The 15,838-nt window shown below is 55.1% G+C and carries 18 protein-coding genes and 1 riboswitch; of the genes, 5 read left to right on the plus strand and 13 right to left on the minus strand.

Going from position 1 to position 15,838, the window contains the following annotated elements; genetic code table 11:
- The first annotated feature begins 194 nt into the window (after positions 1–194).
- Entirely contained in the window at positions 195–527 is a 333-nt protein-coding gene (locus tag ABIE29_RS12045) for a hypothetical protein (protein ID WP_429619028.1), read from the plus strand.
- Between the two features lie 77 nt (positions 528–604).
- On the opposite strand, the gene ABIE29_RS12050 is transcribed toward ABIE29_RS12045, so the two are convergent.
- The 7 genes from ABIE29_RS12050 to moaA form a co-directional block, all read right to left on the minus strand.
- On the minus strand, positions 605–1,036 hold the full coding sequence (locus ABIE29_RS12050) for a DUF2628 domain-containing protein (RefSeq protein ID WP_429619029.1): 432 nt from the start codon (positions 1,034–1,036) through the stop codon (positions 605–607).
- A gap of 197 nt (positions 1,037–1,233) precedes the next feature.
- The gene (locus ABIE29_RS12055; RefSeq protein ID WP_248946152.1) at positions 1,234–1,941 is read right to left on the minus strand and encodes a Bax inhibitor-1/YccA family protein; all 708 of its coding nucleotides are present in this window, start codon (positions 1,939–1,941) and stop codon (positions 1,234–1,236) included.
- Positions 1,942–2,066: 125 nt separating this feature from the next.
- Positions 2,067–2,519, minus strand: coding sequence for a molybdopterin synthase catalytic subunit MoaE (gene moaE / locus ABIE29_RS12060; protein ID WP_024530556.1), 453 nt, complete (start codon positions 2,517–2,519; stop codon positions 2,067–2,069).
- 2 nt (positions 2,520–2,521) lie between these two features.
- Positions 2,522–2,767 carry a molybdopterin synthase sulfur carrier subunit gene (gene moaD / locus ABIE29_RS12065; RefSeq protein WP_429619030.1) on the minus strand — a complete coding sequence of 82 codons (246 nt, stop codon included), beginning with the start codon at positions 2,765–2,767 and terminating at the stop codon, positions 2,522–2,524.
- Entirely contained in the window at positions 2,764–3,243 is a 480-nt protein-coding gene (gene moaC / locus ABIE29_RS12070; protein WP_429619031.1) for a cyclic pyranopterin monophosphate synthase MoaC, read from the minus strand. The genes moaD and moaC overlap by 4 nt, the downstream gene beginning before the upstream one ends.
- A 3-nt stretch (positions 3,244–3,246) precedes the next feature.
- Positions 3,247–3,759: a molybdenum cofactor biosynthesis protein B gene (gene moaB / locus ABIE29_RS12075; protein ID WP_429619032.1), complete on the minus strand. Its 513-nt coding sequence runs from the start codon at positions 3,757–3,759 to the stop codon at positions 3,247–3,249.
- A 67-nt stretch (positions 3,760–3,826) separates the two neighbouring features.
- Positions 3,827–4,810, minus strand: a complete 984-nt coding sequence (gene moaA / locus ABIE29_RS12080) for a GTP 3',8-cyclase MoaA (RefSeq protein WP_021180395.1) — start codon at positions 4,808–4,810, stop codon at positions 3,827–3,829.
- Positions 4,801–4,943, minus strand: a riboswitch (molybdenum cofactor riboswitch). It overlaps the preceding gene by 10 nt.
- A gap of 263 nt (positions 4,944–5,206) precedes the next feature.
- Here moaA and yvcK point away from each other — a divergent pair.
- Complete coding sequence (yvcK, locus tag ABIE29_RS12085) at positions 5,207–6,124, plus strand: uridine diphosphate-N-acetylglucosamine-binding protein YvcK (RefSeq protein ID WP_429619033.1); 918 nt, start codon at positions 5,207–5,209, stop codon at positions 6,122–6,124.
- On the opposite strand, the gene ABIE29_RS12090 is transcribed toward yvcK, so the two are convergent.
- A complete protein-coding gene (locus tag ABIE29_RS12090; RefSeq protein ID WP_021180393.1) occupies positions 6,121–6,366 on the minus strand; it encodes a VF530 family DNA-binding protein in 246 nt (81 codons plus the stop codon). The genes yvcK and ABIE29_RS12090 overlap by 4 nt on opposite strands.
- A 103-nt stretch (positions 6,367–6,469) precedes the next feature.
- Positions 6,470–8,482 (minus strand): excinuclease ABC subunit UvrB, encoded by a 2,013-nt coding sequence (uvrB, locus tag ABIE29_RS12095; protein ID WP_429619034.1) that lies wholly within the window; start codon positions 8,480–8,482, stop codon positions 6,470–6,472.
- Between the two features lie 1,051 nt (positions 8,483–9,533).
- On the opposite strand from uvrB, the gene ABIE29_RS12100 reads away from it, so the two are divergent.
- A complete protein-coding gene (locus tag ABIE29_RS12100) occupies positions 9,534–10,244 on the plus strand; it encodes an ABC transporter ATP-binding protein (RefSeq protein ID WP_429619035.1) in 711 nt (236 codons plus the stop codon).
- 26 nt (positions 10,245–10,270) lie between these two features.
- Here the strand turns inward: ABIE29_RS12100 and bioD are convergent, their stop codons facing one another.
- Genes bioD through bioB form a run of 4 tightly spaced genes read right to left on the minus strand, consistent with a single transcriptional unit; the run spans position 10,271 to position 13,883 of the window.
- Positions 10,271–10,951, minus strand: a complete 681-nt coding sequence (bioD, locus tag ABIE29_RS12105) for a dethiobiotin synthase (RefSeq protein WP_429619036.1) — start codon at positions 10,949–10,951, stop codon at positions 10,271–10,273.
- Positions 10,944–11,711: a malonyl-ACP O-methyltransferase BioC gene (gene bioC, locus ABIE29_RS12110; RefSeq protein ID WP_429619037.1), complete on the minus strand. Its 768-nt coding sequence runs from the start codon at positions 11,709–11,711 to the stop codon at positions 10,944–10,946. The genes bioD and bioC overlap by 8 nt, the downstream gene beginning before the upstream one ends.
- Positions 11,695–12,846, minus strand: coding sequence for an 8-amino-7-oxononanoate synthase (gene bioF / locus ABIE29_RS12115; protein WP_429619038.1), 1,152 nt, complete (start codon positions 12,844–12,846; stop codon positions 11,695–11,697). The genes bioC and bioF overlap by 17 nt, the downstream gene beginning before the upstream one ends.
- Positions 12,846–13,883 carry a biotin synthase BioB gene (gene bioB, locus ABIE29_RS12120; RefSeq protein WP_024530545.1) on the minus strand — a complete coding sequence of 346 codons (1,038 nt, stop codon included), beginning with the start codon at positions 13,881–13,883 and terminating at the stop codon, positions 12,846–12,848. Before bioB ends, bioF begins: the two co-directional genes overlap by 1 nt.
- Positions 13,884–13,974: 91 nt before the next feature.
- Here bioB and bioA point away from each other — a divergent pair, with 91 nt between their 5' ends.
- Positions 13,975–15,249 (plus strand): adenosylmethionine--8-amino-7-oxononanoate transaminase, encoded by a 1,275-nt coding sequence (gene bioA, locus ABIE29_RS12125; protein WP_429619039.1) that lies wholly within the window; start codon positions 13,975–13,977, stop codon positions 15,247–15,249.
- A gap of 75 nt (positions 15,250–15,324) precedes the next feature.
- Positions 15,325–15,807 carry a kinase inhibitor gene (locus tag ABIE29_RS12130; protein ID WP_024530543.1) on the plus strand — a complete coding sequence of 161 codons (483 nt, stop codon included), beginning with the start codon at positions 15,325–15,327 and terminating at the stop codon, positions 15,805–15,807.
- Positions 15,808–15,838: the final 31 nt, after the last annotated feature.

Here is a 15,838-nt window from a genome sequence, read left to right on the forward strand (position 1 = left end):
GTTTTTTTTACTTTCCGGCACTGAGTTGGTGACTCTAGCCAGAGTGAGGCAGCCCACATCTAACAATGAAGGGCAACCCCTATAAAGTTCTCATCATTCTGAAAGCGCTGGTTACGCTGCTGGAACTGATGTTAAACCGTAAAAAGAATGCGTAGAATATGCGTACTGTAATTTAATTGCTTATGGAGGGCGATTTGACGGAATCGGCGATAGTGAAGGACAACACTTTTGACAGCATGGTGCGTTTTGGGCTGAAGATGGCCTGGTTCAATCTGTTAGCCTTGGTCATTATACTCATGGTAGCCTCTTTCGTGCCTGACGAAACGGCGGAGTGGATCGATCTCACAATAAGTATCCTCTGCTTCATCAATATGACGATCAATATCCTGGTATTTTGCTTTGCTTTGGTTGGACTATTTAAATCCAGATTAAAGTGGTCAGCATTGCTAGCAATGTTTATCGTTTTAGTAAGCTTTGCACTTTATCTTATTGTAATAATAGCGTCTTTTCAAACCAGCCAGGTTTAAAATATGCAGGGCAATATCTGGTTGATTGCCCTGCCCGCTTAACCGTTCAAATATTCATTGACCAGCAATGTCTATAATCAGGATTTTGCGATTTTTGCTGCTGATTTCTTGGTAAAGCCTTCAATAGGATTCCAACCATCCAACCCTTTGACTTCTTTGAGATAGTAGGCGTAGTTGGCCACCATGGCACCAGTAATTGCATAGGAAATATTGATAGCGCGGATCGCAGGATCAAGATTCGTTGCTGTCCCTGCCTCAATAATTATAAATATCACATTTAGCGCTATAGCCGTACCAAACAGCACCAGGCCCTTCTTCCATAGGCCAAGAATACAGAAATAGATGACACCAAAGAAAAACGCATAAAAATTAAAAGCATACTTATTGCGACCGAAAAATTTTATTTTCTTGAGTTCCTCTCTGTATTGTGCAGAGGTAATATCCCCACCTACGCTGTCAAAAAAAGCAAAACGATCCTTCCATTTTTGACTTAATTCGGTTTTATCCATGATAATTTTTCATAATCCATATTGTTGTCATTCTAAGTAAAAGACATATATGACTTTTACCCTCCCTATCGAGCGGGTATTCAACAAAAAAACCTTATAGATGTCAAGGTTATAATTTTCAACCCGTGACAAGAAAAATCCTGAAAAAAAGCCCCGTGTTAAAACGGGGCCAGATATTTATTGCTGAGCTTAGCGTATTAGCGGCGGTTACCGAAGATACGTAGCAGCATCAGGAACAGGTTGATAAAGTCGAGATACAGCGTCAATGCGCCAACGATAGCGTATTTGCGGAAGCTGTCTTTATCATCGGCATTCAGCTGTTCACCCATCGCTTTCAGCTTCTGGGTGTCATACGCCGTCAGGCCCACAAATACCAGCACGCCGATATAGGTGATCGCCCACATCAGTGCCGGGCTTTTCAGCCAGATGTTCACCAGTGACGCCAGCACAATACCAATCAGCCCCATAAACAGCATGCTGCCGAAACCGCTCAAATCGCGTTTGGTGGTGTAGCCGTACAGGCTCATTGCACCGAACATACCCGCGGTGACCACGAAGGTGCTGGCGATCGAACTATAGGTGTAGGCAATAAAGATGCTCGATAGCGTCAACCCGGTCAACGCCGAGTAGAGCATAAATAGCCCGGTCGCCACGGTGCCGCTCAGGCGGTTAACCATGCCGGAAATCACAAACACCAGCCCCAACTGCAGGATAATCAACCCAAAGAAGGTGATCTGACTGGAGAAAATAAAGTTGATGATCGCAGGCGTATGCGCTGCATACCAGGAAACAAATGCGGTCAACAGCAAGCCACAGGTCATCCAGCCATACACCTGTGCCATATAAGCCTGAATGCCGCTGTTGGCACGTTCAACGATCGAACCATTACGTGGATATCGGTCCATGACGGTTACCTTTTACATGTGAGCCAAGTTTCGGGGAACTTCCCCTGCCAATAATAAGCGTACCACAGAAAACACCGCGCGAAACGGACAAAGGTATTGATTTATTTCCGCTGTTGAGGCGCGATTTACCACCGCTTGGCGGCTTGTTTATCCGTATCGCGGGCCTCTACCCAGCGCTCTCCCTGCCCGGTCGCCTCACGTTTCCAGAAGGGAGCTCGGGTTTTCAGGTAATCCATAATAAATTGTGCCGCCTCGAAGGCCATGCTGCGATGAGCGCTGGTCACGCCGACAAACACAATTTCATCACCAGGAAAGAGATCGCCGATGCGATGGATCACCGTTGCCCGCTGTAATGGCCAACGAGCACGTGCTTGTGCAACGATCTCTTCCAGGGCTTTTTCAGTCATGCCAGGGTAATGCTCCAACGACAGCGCACTGACGTCATCCCCCAGATTGTGATTGCGTACCTTGCCGGTAAAAGTCACCACTGCGCCGTCATCATCACACTGTGCCAGCCACTGGTACTCTTCACCTACGCTAAAGGTTGCCTGGCCAACGCGGATACGAGTATTTTCCACTGTTAACCTCCGGTTACCGGTGGAAAGAAAGCGACTTCATCACCGGCATGCAGCGGATGCTCTGCGTCCACCAGCGATTGGTTTACCGCCATCAGCAATTTTCCGGACTCCAGCGCCAGCGCCCAACGATCGCCACGCTCGCACAGCGACTTACGCAGCTCTTCAACCGTAAGGTACTGCGCCGGAAGGCTCAGCGTGCTGGTGCCGACCAGTTCACGCACCTGCGCGAAAAACAGAATAGTGATCATGATCCCACCTTAAAATCACCGGACTTGCCGCCGCTTTTTGCCAGCAGCCGCACCGGGCCAATTACCATATCTTTCTGTACCGCTTTGCACATGTCGTAGATGGTGAGCGCGGCCACTGAAGCGGCGGTCAACGCCTCCATTTCAACCCCGGTTTTCCCGGTCAAACGGCAGCAGGTTTCGATACGCACGCGGTTAAATTCCGGCTGCGCTTCGAGCTGTACTTCCACCTTGCTCAACATCAGCGGGTGGCAAAGGGGGATCAGTTCCCAGGTGCGCTTCGCCGCCTGAATTCCGGCAATACGCGCCGTAGCGAATACGTCGCCTTTGTGGTGGCTGCCGTCGATAATCATCGCCAGCGTTGCCGCCTGCATTTCTACAAAGGCCTCGGCACGGGCTTCACGTACCGTCTCCGCTTTGGTAGAGACATCGACCATATGGGCCTCGCCAGCGGCGTTAATGTGGGTTAGCTGCGTCATGGATTATTTCTTCAAATGGGGTAAGAAGTTGCACGGGCGATGGCGCGCGTCCAACTGTTCTTCAATAATGCGTTCCCAGGCGGTACGACAGGCGCGGGTAGAGCCCGGCATGGCGAAGATCACCGTCTGGTTGGCAATACCGGCCAAGGCGCGGGACTGGAGGGTCGCGGTGCCGATCTCTTCGTATGACACCATGCGGAACAGTTCGCCGAACCCTTCTACTTCGCGGTCAAACAGCGGCAATAGCGCTTCTGGCGTATTGTCCCCGGAGGTAAAGCCGGTGCCACCGTTAATCAACACGGCCTGCACGTCATCGCTGGCAATCCATGCGGAAACCTGCGCACGGATCTGATAAATATTGTCTTTGACCAAGGCACGCGCCACCACCTGATGGCCGGTTTCCTGTGCGGCTTCCTGTAGATATTGCCCGGAGGTATCTTCCGCTTCAGTGCGGCGATCCGAAACGGTCAGAATGGCAATCTTTGCCGCAATAAATTCACTGCTGGTTTGGCTCATGGTGTATTTTGCTCCTTATTGTCGAAAGCCCCTCCCCCTGAGGGCGTTGGGACCGTTCGAGTCAAGTCTAACCACCGATAAACGATAGGTTCTGCGTGAGACCGCTATTACCCTGATGCAGGAAGTGGGTCTGCTTTTTGGTTTGCAGCCCGCTTTGAATGCGCATTTTCAGCTGTTCCAACTGGCCGTCATCCGCCAGCAGATCGCGCAGGGTAATCCCTTGCTCACCAAACAGGCACAGATGCAGATTGCCGATGGCGGAAACCCGCAGGCGGTTGCAACTGGCACAGAAATCTTTTTCGTACGGCATGATCAGCCCTATCTCGCCCTGATAATCCGGGTGGCTGAATACCTGCGCCGGGCCATCGCTGCGGCCACGGACTTGCCGCTGCCAGCCCTGCTGCTCCAACTGCAGGCGGATCACTTCGCCAGACACATGGTGCTTGCGGAACAGATCGCTGCCATCGCCGGTTTCCATCAGCTCGATAAACCGCAGCTGGATTGGCCGATCCTTGATCCAGTTAAGGAAGCTGCCCAGTTGCTGGTGATTGACATCACGCATCAGCACCGCATTCACCTTCACCTTGCTGTAACCGGCGGTAAAGGCGGCATCGATGCCCTCCATCACCTGGCGGAACTTGTCCTGGCCGGTGATGGCATGAAACTGGCGTGCGTCAAGGCTGTCTACGCTGACGTTAATCGCCGTGAGGCCCGCATCGCGCCAACTGGCCACATCACGCGCCAGACGATAGCCGTTGGTGGTTACAGCCAGGGTTCGGATCGCCGGGTTTTCGCGCACGGCGGCAATAATGTCGGTAAAATCGCGGCGTAGAGAAGGCTCACCGCCGGTCAGGCGTACCTTTTCGGTACCCAGTTCGGCAAAGGCACGGCTGACGCGCCGAATTTCATCCAGAGAGAGGAAGGTCTTGGGGCTGCCGCTCGGTTTATAACCATCCGGCAGACAGTAGGTGCAACGAAAGTTACACACGTCGGTGATCGATAGGCGCAAATAGTAGAATTTGCGCTCAAAAGCATCAATAAGTTGCGGCACCTGTAACACCTTCCAAATACGGGAGATGCGAGCGTTTCCACTCTGCACCCTGGTGGCTGACTTCGCCACGGCCAGGATACCCTATCGCTCCAAAGAACAACGTAGGTACCAAGGCTAGGAGTTTTGATCCCATCCCCACTACCTCAAGTAGCCGGGACGAAACCGTGGTTTTCCAGAGAATTCTAGCGCTAAACAACCGCGATAGCCAATGTGGATTCACGCTATATAGTTGTGTATACAGCGATTTTTCACTTTCTCAAGTCTGGATAACCATAATAAACAACCGTTACGCCAACGAATTGACCAGAATCACGCAAATCGCACTCTTTATCGCGTTTTTGTGCCAAATACGCTACTTTATGCAGGCAGTCTACCTACCCAGAGTTAAGGAATTTTATGCGCAACCGTACCCTGGCCGATCTTGATCGCGTCGTGGCATTAGGTGGTGGTCACGGTCTTGGCCGTGTGATGTCCTCACTGTCGTCGTTGGGCTCTCGCCTGACCGGCATTGTCACCACTACCGATAACGGCGGTTCTACCGGCCGCATCCGCCGTTCTGAAGGCGGCATTGCCTGGGGTGACACCCGTAATTGCCTCAATCAGCTGATTACCGAGCCTAGCGTCGCCTCGGCGATGTTTGAATACCGTTTTAGCGGCAACGGGGAGCTGGCGGGACATAACCTGGGGAATCTGATGCTGAAAGCCTTGGATCACCTGAGCGTGCGCCCGCTGGAGGCGATCAATCTGGTGCGTAGTCTGCTGAAGATCGACGCGGCGCTGATCCCGATGTCGGAACAGCCGGTCGATCTGATGGCCCACGATCATGAGGGGCACCAGGTCTACGGTGAAGTCAATATCGATCAATTGAGGATCATGCCGCAAGAGCTGATGCTCTCCCCGCCGGTACACGCCACCCGTGAAGCGGTTGAAGCAATCGCGCAGGCCGATCTGATCCTGATCGGGCCGGGCAGTTTTCTTACCAGCCTGATGCCACTGTTGCTGCTTGAGGATCTGACTCAGGCCCTGCGTCGCAGCAGCGCCAATATGGTGTATATCGGTAACCTGGGCCGCGAGCTGAGCGTCGCCGCAGCCGCACTGACGCTGCAAGACAAACTGGCGCTGATGGAAGAGAAGATCGGCCGTAAAATGATTGACACGGTGATCGTTGGCCCGGCTGTGGATACCAGCGCCATCCAGGATCGCATTGTGGTGCAACAACCGCTGGAAGCCAGCGATATCCCGTATCGCCACGATCGCCAGCTATTACGTCAGGCGCTGGATACCGCGTTGGTGCAGCTAGCTAGCCGCAATTAATCTTGACCACGGAGCCAAGGATTATCGCTAACGCTGTCGATGTAGAGATCTTCCACCTGCTTACGTGCCCACGGGGTGCGGCGCAAGAACTTGAGGCTGGATTTGATGCTCGGATCGCTGCTGAAGCAGTTGATGCGAATACGCTCTGCCAACCCGTTCCAGCCATATTGGGCTACCAGCTTGTTCAGCAGTTGCTCCAGCGTAATGCCGTGTAACGGGTCTTTGGATGGGGTTGCGGTCATGGCGGCTACTCGTCTCGATACTTGGGGCGCACACCTTAATCAGCAAACGGGCGTACGGCAAGAAAATTTACCGGGGCGCGCTTAGCACGCCCCCTCAGGTTCACTATGATAGCGCGATAAACTGCTCGCGCAGCTGGTGGATTTCATCACGCACCGCAGCGGCCTGTTCGAACTCCAGATTCTGTGCATGGGAATACATCTGTGCCTCCAACTCCTGGATTTTATGTTCCAGCGCTTTGGGGGTGAGCAACTGGTATTGCGCCGCGCTTTCTGCCGCTTTGCCCTTCCCTTTATGCTTACCACGGCTGCTTGGTTGCCCAAGCTGCAGAATATCCGAAACCTTCTTGTTCAGGCCCTGAGGTACGATACCGTTGGCTTCGTTATGCGCCTGCTGCTTGGCACGGCGGCGTTCCGTTTCGCCGATCGCCTTGGCCATGGAATCGGTGATCCTGTCGCCATACAGGATTGCTTTACCATTGAGGTTACGCGCCGCTCGGCCAATGGTCTGGATCAGTGAGCGCTCGGAACGCAGGAACCCTTCTTTGTCTGCGTCCAGGATAGCCACCAGCGACACCTCAGGCATGTCCAGACCTTCCCTTAACAGGTTGATGCCCACCAGCACGTCAAACTCGCCCAGACGCAAATCACGGATGATTTCGACACGTTCTACCGTATCGATGTCCGAGTGCAGATAACGCACCCGCTCCCCGTGTTCTTCCAGGTATTCCGTCAGGTCTTCTGCCATGCGTTTGGTCAACGTGGTGACCAGTACGCGCTCGTTGATGGCAACGCGCTTGCGGATCTCGGAAAGCAGATCGTCCACCTGAGTGGCGACAGGGCGCACTTCCACGATCGGATCCAGCAGGCCGGTTGGGCGCACCACCTGATCGATAATATCGCCGCCGGATTTCTCCAGCTCATATTTGCCCGGCGTGGCGGACACGTAGATGGTCTGCGGTGCCGCAGCGGCAAACTCTTCAAAACGCATCGGCCGGTTATCCAGCGCCGAAGGCAGACGGAAGCCGTACTCCACCAGCGTCTCTTTACGCGAGCGGTCGCCTTTGAACATGCCGCCAATCTGCGGGATGGTGACGTGGGATTCATCCACGACCAGCAATCCATCTGCCGGCAGGTAGTCGAACAGGGTTGGCGGTGGCTCGCCCTCGCCGCGCCCGGAAAGATAGCGCGAGTAGTTTTCGATACCGGAGCAGTAACCCAACTCGTTCATCATTTCCAGATCGAACTGGGTACGCTGCGTCAACCGCTGTTCTTCCAACAGTTTGTTGTTTTCCAGCAGCACCTTGCGCCGCTGAGCCAGTTCCACCTTGATCTCTTCCATCGCCTGCACGATACGTTCACGCGGGGTGACGTAGTGAGATTTGGGGTAGATGGTAAAGCGCGGCACCACCTGCTCAATCTGGCCGGTTAGCGGATCGAACAGCGACAGGCGTTCGACCTCTTCGTCGAACAGCTCAACGCGCAGCGCCAGCTCGTCCGATTCCGCCGGGAAAATGTCGATCACTTCACCACGCACGCGGAAGGTGGCGCGCTGGAAAGCCTGATCGTTACGGGTATATTGCAGTTCGGCCAGACGGCGCAGGATCGAACGCTGATCGATGATCATGCCCTTGGTCAGGTGCAGCATCATTTTCAGGTACAGATCCGGATCGCCCAGGCCGTAGATCGCGGAAACCGAAGCCACTACCACCACGTCACGACGCTCCAGCAGCGCTTTGGTGGCCGACAGGCGCATCTGCTCGATATGCTCGTTGACCGAGGCATCTTTCTCGATAAAGGTATCGGAGCTTGGCACATAGGCTTCTGGCTGGTAGTAATCGTAGTAGGAGACAAAATATTCCACCGCATTCTCGGGAAAGAACTCTTTCATCTCGCCATACAGCTGCGCCGCCAGGGTCTTGTTGGGCGCCAGCACCATGGTAGGCCGGTTGAGATCGGCGATCACATTGGCGATGGTAAAGGTTTTACCCGAGCCGGTCACGCCCAGCAGCGTTTGATGCGCCAGGCCGTCTTCCAGGCCCTCTTCCAGCTTTTGGATGGCTTGCGGCTGATCGCCGGCCGGTTTGAATTCGGAATGCAGTTTGAAATGTTTGCTCATATCCCCATCATCTTTCAGGTTTGTGGCCAGACGGTAGCGGCCTAATTATGGAAAGACCGGAAGATTTCCGCCAGTGCCCATGATACTGGATATAAAACCAGCTTCAAGCGGATTTACGCTATCGCGTACGTTAACGGGGCGCGAACGCACCGGCAAGGTGACAATACCATGACATTTTTATTGTCAATCACCCTGTTATCCCCAGATTGCGTCACGAATTAACTTTTGGCCGTGATTGCGCTGAAAAATCGCTTATCGACGCGTTAACGATATCCATTGGCTTGATTTTAATTAACCTGTTGATATTAAATTTATTTAATAAAAAGACGAGAATGCGGACAACCTGCGCACAACCCGCGCCCGCTCTCTGTTCACACCGCTTTTCTAAGTATAATGCACAAGGTTATCCACAGGAATAGTGGATAACTCTCACTACCCCAATGGGGACGGGAGTTGTGGAAAGAACGCTTTTCCCAATGAAACGTCAACGGAGCCGGTTTTTTAGTTATTTTTTTACAATAATTCTGCTTTGGTTATGCCGATTAATGCTAAAAGCCATGATAACGAAAACGCTCTTTTAGCTATTTTGCTTTTCAGGGGTTGCAAGTTGCGGCAACAACCTTTAGGGCTTGCACCAACAGCTTGCCATGCCGCACGGTAACGGTGCAAAAAACGCCCAAGTTAACCTTGTTGCCCTGTCTGAGCCCTTGTGCATCGGGTCCAAATAAGTTAACAAAACAATAACAAGCCGCCTTTTTTGTTGCGCAACGCCTGATGGCCTGGGAATTGCATTTCCCAGTTCGGGGCATCACCTTGCGGAAGAACCGGCAAATTCTGACTAAAACCGGCCGGAACCAGCCCGGTTATCTTCTCATTGCATACCAAAAATCCCCCTTAGAGCCACCAAACGACCGGTAGCGGCCGTTTTATAATTTTTAGCCTGAACCGCGATCAGGATAATCAGCACGGCATTTGCCACACCCGGGAAAGACACCGCTTGCTGCGGTCAACGTTATCCATAAGTGAATATCGGTCTTGGAGGAGATGCCAAATGTTAAGCTTACGAGCGGTAAATCAGTATTATGGGCAACGGCATACGCTGTGGGATGTCAGCCTTGAGTTGCCTCGCGGGCAATGTACTTTGTTGCTTGGCCGCAATGGGGTGGGCAAAACCACGCTGATCAATTGCATCATGGGACACCTGCCGATCGTCAGCGGCAGTATGACCTGGCAGTTGGCGGATGAGCCACCGCAAAACCTGTTGCCACAGCCGGTAGAAAACCGGGCGTTACTGGGCATTGGTTACGTGCCACAAGGGCGGCAAATATTTTCCCAGTTGAGCGTAGAAGAGAACCTGCAGGTGGCCTTGCTGGCCGGGCGTGACAAAACTCGCCGTATTCCGCCCATCATTTACAGCCTGTTCCCCCGGTTGCAGGCGATGCGTATGCGCCGTGCGGGCGACCTGTGCCAAAGTGAGCAACAACAATTGGCATTAGGCCGCGCTCTGATGCTGGAACCGGAACTGCTGATCCTGGATGAGCCAACCGCCGGTATGTCACCTTCCCTGGCGACGGAGATCGGCCAGGTGCTCCGTAAGCTGAATCAGGAGTTGGGCATGACCATTCTGCTGGTTGAGCACCAACTCCCCTTTGCCCGCCATCTGGCTGACCGCTTCTGTCTGATGGATAAAGGCCGTAACGTGGCCAATGGCACGCTGGGGCAGTTGGATGAGGGGCTGATTGATGCCTATCTGACGGAGTGATCCTGGCCCCTCCGTGGGCCATCAGGCTAAGGGTTCAACCTGGTTAAATCGAGATACTGTCCCAATGCCTGCTGCTCTACCTGCGGTAAATGTGGGATCTCGCCCAACAGGGGCGCGGGCAATAGGCGGCAAAGAGTGGCAAGGTACTCTTGATGGCGTTTTCCCGGCGGAGTGACGTCATTGGCGATCCAGCCTGCCAGGGTCAGACCTGACTGTTGGATCGCCAGCGCAGTCAATAGAGCATGATTGATGCAGCCCAGCTTGATGCCCACCACCAGGATCACCGACAGTTGCTCCTGCTGTACCCAGTCGGCAAAAGTGTCATGCTCAGAAAGCGGGGTGAACCAACCGCCTGCACCCTCTACCAACAGCCAATCGGCTTGCTGTTCAAGATGACGTAAACCAGCAGAAAGCCGTACCAGCGAGATGGGCCGCCCTTCGGCCTGGCTGACGATATGCGGCGAGGTCGGTTCGGCAAAGGTGTAAGGGTTCACTACGGCGTAATCCAGCGCTACGCTGCTATTCCTCTGTAACGCCAACGCATCGCCGTTGCGTAACCCTTCATCGGTCATCTCACTGCCTGACGCCACCGGTTTATAGCCAGCACATGTCCATCCCGCCGCACAGGCGGCCTGTAGCAAGGCACTGCTGGCCACGGTTTTACCCACTTCGGTGTCGGTTCCGGTAACGAACCAGCGCTTAATCACGATAAATCACTCCATAAACCAGATGATAACTGAGGGGAAACTGCCCGTCCCGACAAGGATAGGCAGCCTGCAACGCGGCAAGCCGCTGGCGGGAAAGCAGACCGGCCTCACGCCCTTGATGCAGGTGAGTCGCACCGATGCCCTTTAGCGATCGCATCAGCGTCATCACGTCGGGATAACTGAGCGTTTGCCAATCTGCCGTAAGCTGGTGCCGGTAGGGATGACAGGCGGCAGCGATCTGAGTTGACGGCAGGAAATCATTAACATGACGCTCGCCATCCACTTGCTGCCAGGCGTCGCCTAACTCGTGCAAAGCCCCTTGCGCCAGAGTAGAAAACAGGATCAGTCCACCGGGCCGCGTCACGCGATACAATTCAGCCAGCGCAAGAGGGAGATCGCTGCACCACTGCACCACCAGACTGCTAAAACAGATATCCACCGAGGCGGTTGGCAAAGGAATGTGTTCGATATCCCCCAACAGATAGCGATCCGCCGCTTGCTGCTGGCGGGCAAAAGCCAGCATGCCCGGAGCCAGATCCAGCGCACTGACCTGCTTGCCCAACTCACGCCAGCGACGGCTGAAATAACCCGTACCACAACCGGCATCCAATACCTGTTGGCCTGGATGAGACAGCCCCATACCCAGTAAGCGTTCACCAACCTCCCGTTGCAGCACCGCTGCGGCATCGTAGCTCGCTGCTGCCCGGCTGAAGGCTGCCGCCACCGCCTGCTTGTTCACCATTTCAATGGCAGACGTCATGCAATACCTCCAGCAAGCGATCGATATCCTGTGGCTGATGTGCAGCGGTGAGCGTAATACGTAACCGCGCACCTCCTGGTGGCACCGTCGGCGGACGGATGGCACTGACCCACAACCCCTGCTCGCGCAAGCGCTGCGCCAAATCCAGCGCCTGTTGGTTATCCCCCACCAACAACGGTTGGATAGCGGTATCCGACGCGGTTAGCGTTAACGGCAGACCCGCCACCCCGGCACGAAAATGCTGGATGTGTTTCTGCAGCCGATCACGTAATCCATCTCCTTGCTGAATACAGCCTAACGCCGCCTGCAAGGCACAGGCTTGAGCGGGCGGCATCGCGGTGCTGTAAATCAGATGGCGGGCGAATTGCAACAAATACTCCGCCAACGGTTCATCGCAGAGGATCGCGGCACCGCTGACACCGAATGCCTTGCCAAAGGTCACGACCAGCACCTCCGGGCGCACCCCTTGTTGCCAGCAGCTGCCGCGTCCCTGTTCGCCACGTACGCCAATACCGTGCGCATCATCCACCATCAGCCAGGCACCCGCCTGCTGCGTTAACCGATGTAGTTCGGCCAACGGTGCGCTATCGCCGTCCATGCTGAACACCCCTTCGGTGATCGCCAACTGCTGGCCTGCACACTCTTTTTGCAGCAAGGTGGCCAACGCCTGGGGTTGGTTATGCCGAAAACGCCGCAGTTGTGCCGGTGAGTGAGTGGCCGCTTCCAATAAGGAGGCGTGGCTGAGCTTATCCGCCAGAATGCGATCGTCGGCCTGCATCAGGGCTGCCAGCAATGCCTGATTGGCCGCATAGCCGGAAATAAACAACAGCGCACGCGGGTAGCCGAGCCACTCCGCCAGTTGCTGCTCCAACTGACGATGAGCATGGCAAAAACCGGTGACGTGGCCGGAACCGCCGCTGCCCACGCCGTAACGTTGTGCCCCCTGCTGCCAGGCGGCAATCACCTCGGGATGCTGGCTAAGGCCCAGATAGTCGTTGCCGGAAAAATTCACATAGCGCTGGCCGTCAAGTTGCAGATAGCGGCCATTACCGCCCTGATTCACCTGCCGTTGCCGATAAGCAGCGGCTCCTTGCCGCTCCTCCAGCGCCTGTTCGATCCGTTGCTGCCAGCTCATTACAGCGCCGCGTTGTAGAATTCGGCGGTATCGGCGTGCAGCAACTGCTCGGTCAGCACCTGCTGCTGCTGATTGTCACCCTGTTCGGTGGCGGTTTGCTGCGGATTCAGACCCAGCTTGCGGAACAGTTGCAGATCCTTGTCCTCTTCCGGGTTGGGCGTGGTCAGCAACTTGCAGCCATAGAAGATGGAGTTGGCCCCGGCCATAAAGCACATCGCCTGGGTCTGCTCGCTCATCTGTTCACGGCCTGCCGACAGGCGGACGTAGGACGTGGGCATCATGATGCGGGCAATGGCAATGGTGCGGATAAAGTCGAACGGATCGACGTCGTCATTATCGGCCAACGGCGTGCCTTTCACCTTCACCAGCATATTGATCGGCACGCTCTCCGGCGGCTTGGGCAGATTGGCCAGTTGCACCAACAACCCAGCACGGTCACGTACCGTTTCACCCAATCCGACAATCCCACCGGAGCAGACTTTGATCCCGGCGTTACGCACCTTATCCAGGGTATCCAGGCGTTCCTGATAGCTGCGGGTGGTGATGATGTTGCCGTAGAATTCCGGCGAGGTGTCCAGGTTATGGTTGTAATAATCCAGCCCCGCTTCGGCCAGCCGTTCTGCCTGCGCGCCATCCAGCGTACCCAGCGTCATGCAGGTTTCCATCCCCATCGCTTTGACGCCCTGCACCATCTGTTGCAGATAAGGCATATCGCGCTCGTGCGGGTTTTTCCAGGCCGCTCCCATACAGAAACGGCTGGAACCAGCCGCTTTGGCCTTGCGCGCCGATTCCAGCACCTGTTCCACCTGCATCAGCCGTTCGGATTCCAGGCCGGTTTTATAGCGCGAACTTTGCGGGCAGTACTTGCAGTCTTCCGGGCAGGCACCGGTTTTGATCGACAGCAGCGTGCTGACCTGCACCTGTTGCGGATCAAAATGTTGGCGGTGAACGGTTTGTGCTTCGAACAGCAGTTCGAGTAAGGGTTTATCAAACAGGGCCTGGGCTTGCCCCACTGTCCAGCGAATGCGGTCGGCCATTTACGGCGTCTCCAAAAGGGAAAAAAGTGTCGTCAGTGTAGAGTTTGCGATTATACTGTCAACCATTCTATTAAAATTTGGTTTACGGTTAATGTCTGTTTCTCCCTGCGATATTGAATTCGATCGACGCCACATCTGGCACCCTTACACCTCCATGACCCAACCCTTGCCTTGCTATCCAGTGGTGTCCGCCAGCGGTGTCGAACTGCAACTGGACGATGGCCGCCTGCTGGTGGATGGCATGTCTTCCTGGTGGGCGGCGATCCATGGTTACAATCATCCACAGTTGAATCAGGCGGCCGTACAGCAGTTGGAGAAAATGTCGCACGTGATGTTCGGCGGCATCACTCATCCCGCCGCGATTGAACTGTGCCGCAAACTGGTAGCAATGACGCCGGAAGCCTTGCAGTGCGTGTTCCTGGCAGATTCTGGCTCGGTGGCGGTCGAGGTAGCTCTAAAGATGGCGCTGCAATATTGGCAGGCCCGTGGCGAAAGGCGGCAGCGGATCCTGACCTTACGCCACGGCTATCATGGCGATACCTTTGGCGCAATGTCGGTCTGCGATCCGGACAACTCCATGCATAGCCTGTATCAAGGCTATCTGGCCGCACACCTGTTTGCCACCGCACCGCAGTGCCGTTTTGACCAGCCTTGGGACGAACAGGATATTGTGCCGTTTGCCGAGTTGCTTGAGCAGCACGCCGGGGAGATTGCCGCCGTGATCCTGGAGCCGGTGGTGCAAGGAGCAGGTGGGATGCGCATCTATCATCCAACCTATCTGCAACGCGTGCGGGAACTGTGCGATCGCTACCAGATCCTGCTGATCGCCGACGAGATCGCCACCGGTTTTGGCCGCACCGGCAAACTGTTTGCCTGCGAACATGCAGACGTGGTGCCGGATATTCTTTGCCTGGGCAAGGCGCTGACCGGTGGCTATATGACCCTTTCCGCCACCCTGACCACGCGCCACATAGCAGAAACGATCAGCAACGGGGCGGCAGGCTGCTTTATGCATGGGCCAACCTTTATGGGCAACCCGCTGGCCTGCGCCGTCGCCTGCGCCAGCCTGTCCTTGCTGGAGGAAAATCGCTGGCAACATCAGGTCGCCACCATTGAGGCACAGCTTAAACAGCAGCTCTTACCGCTGGCGGCATCACCCAAAGTAGCCGACGTGCGGGTGCTTGGGGCGATTGGCGTGGTGGAGATGCATCAGCCGGTGGATGTAGCGTTGTTACAGCGGGGATTTGTCGAACGCGGCGTGTGGATCCGGCCCTTCGGTAAACTGATCTACCTGATGCCGCCTTATGTCATCACGCCAGAACAGCTCACCCGGCTAACGGCTGCGATCGCCGCGGCGGTGGAGTAACGGTTTTAAGGTTGTATTGTGTCGGCAAACCGATCTAGCTTAGGGGTTCGGTATTTCAGACAACTGGGAGTCATTATGGCTTTTCGTTTGTACAGCAACGATCTGCAAGACGGCGCAAAAATGCCTGAACGGCAGGTATTTAACGGCATGGGCTACCACGGGGACAACCTCTCCCCTCATCTGGCCTGGGAAGATGCACCTGCGGGCACCAAGAGCTTTGCCATCACGGTTTACGATCCCGATGCCCCTACCGGCTCCGGCTGGTGGCACTGGGTGGTCGCCAATATCCCGGCAAACGTGCATGAACTGCCGCAAGGTGCGGGTTCCGGCAAACCGGGGCTACCGGCTGGCGCAGTACAAACCCGTACCGATTTTGGTAAGGCCGGTTACGGTGGCGCGGCTCCGCCGCAGGGTGAAAGCCATCGTTATCAGTTCACCGTTCATGCATTGGACGTGGAAAGCATTCCAGTGGACGCGGAAGCGAGCGGTGCAATGGTCGGTTTTAACATCCACTTCCATAGCCTTGGCAAAGCGACGCTGACGGTAAAATACAGCTGAGAAACGTTGAGGGGCGAAGCACCTCGCCCCG

Origin of the sequence: Serratia sp. 2723, from assembly GCF_050434425.1 — a bacterium.
Classification (GTDB): Bacteria; Pseudomonadota; Gammaproteobacteria; order Enterobacterales; family Enterobacteriaceae; genus Chania.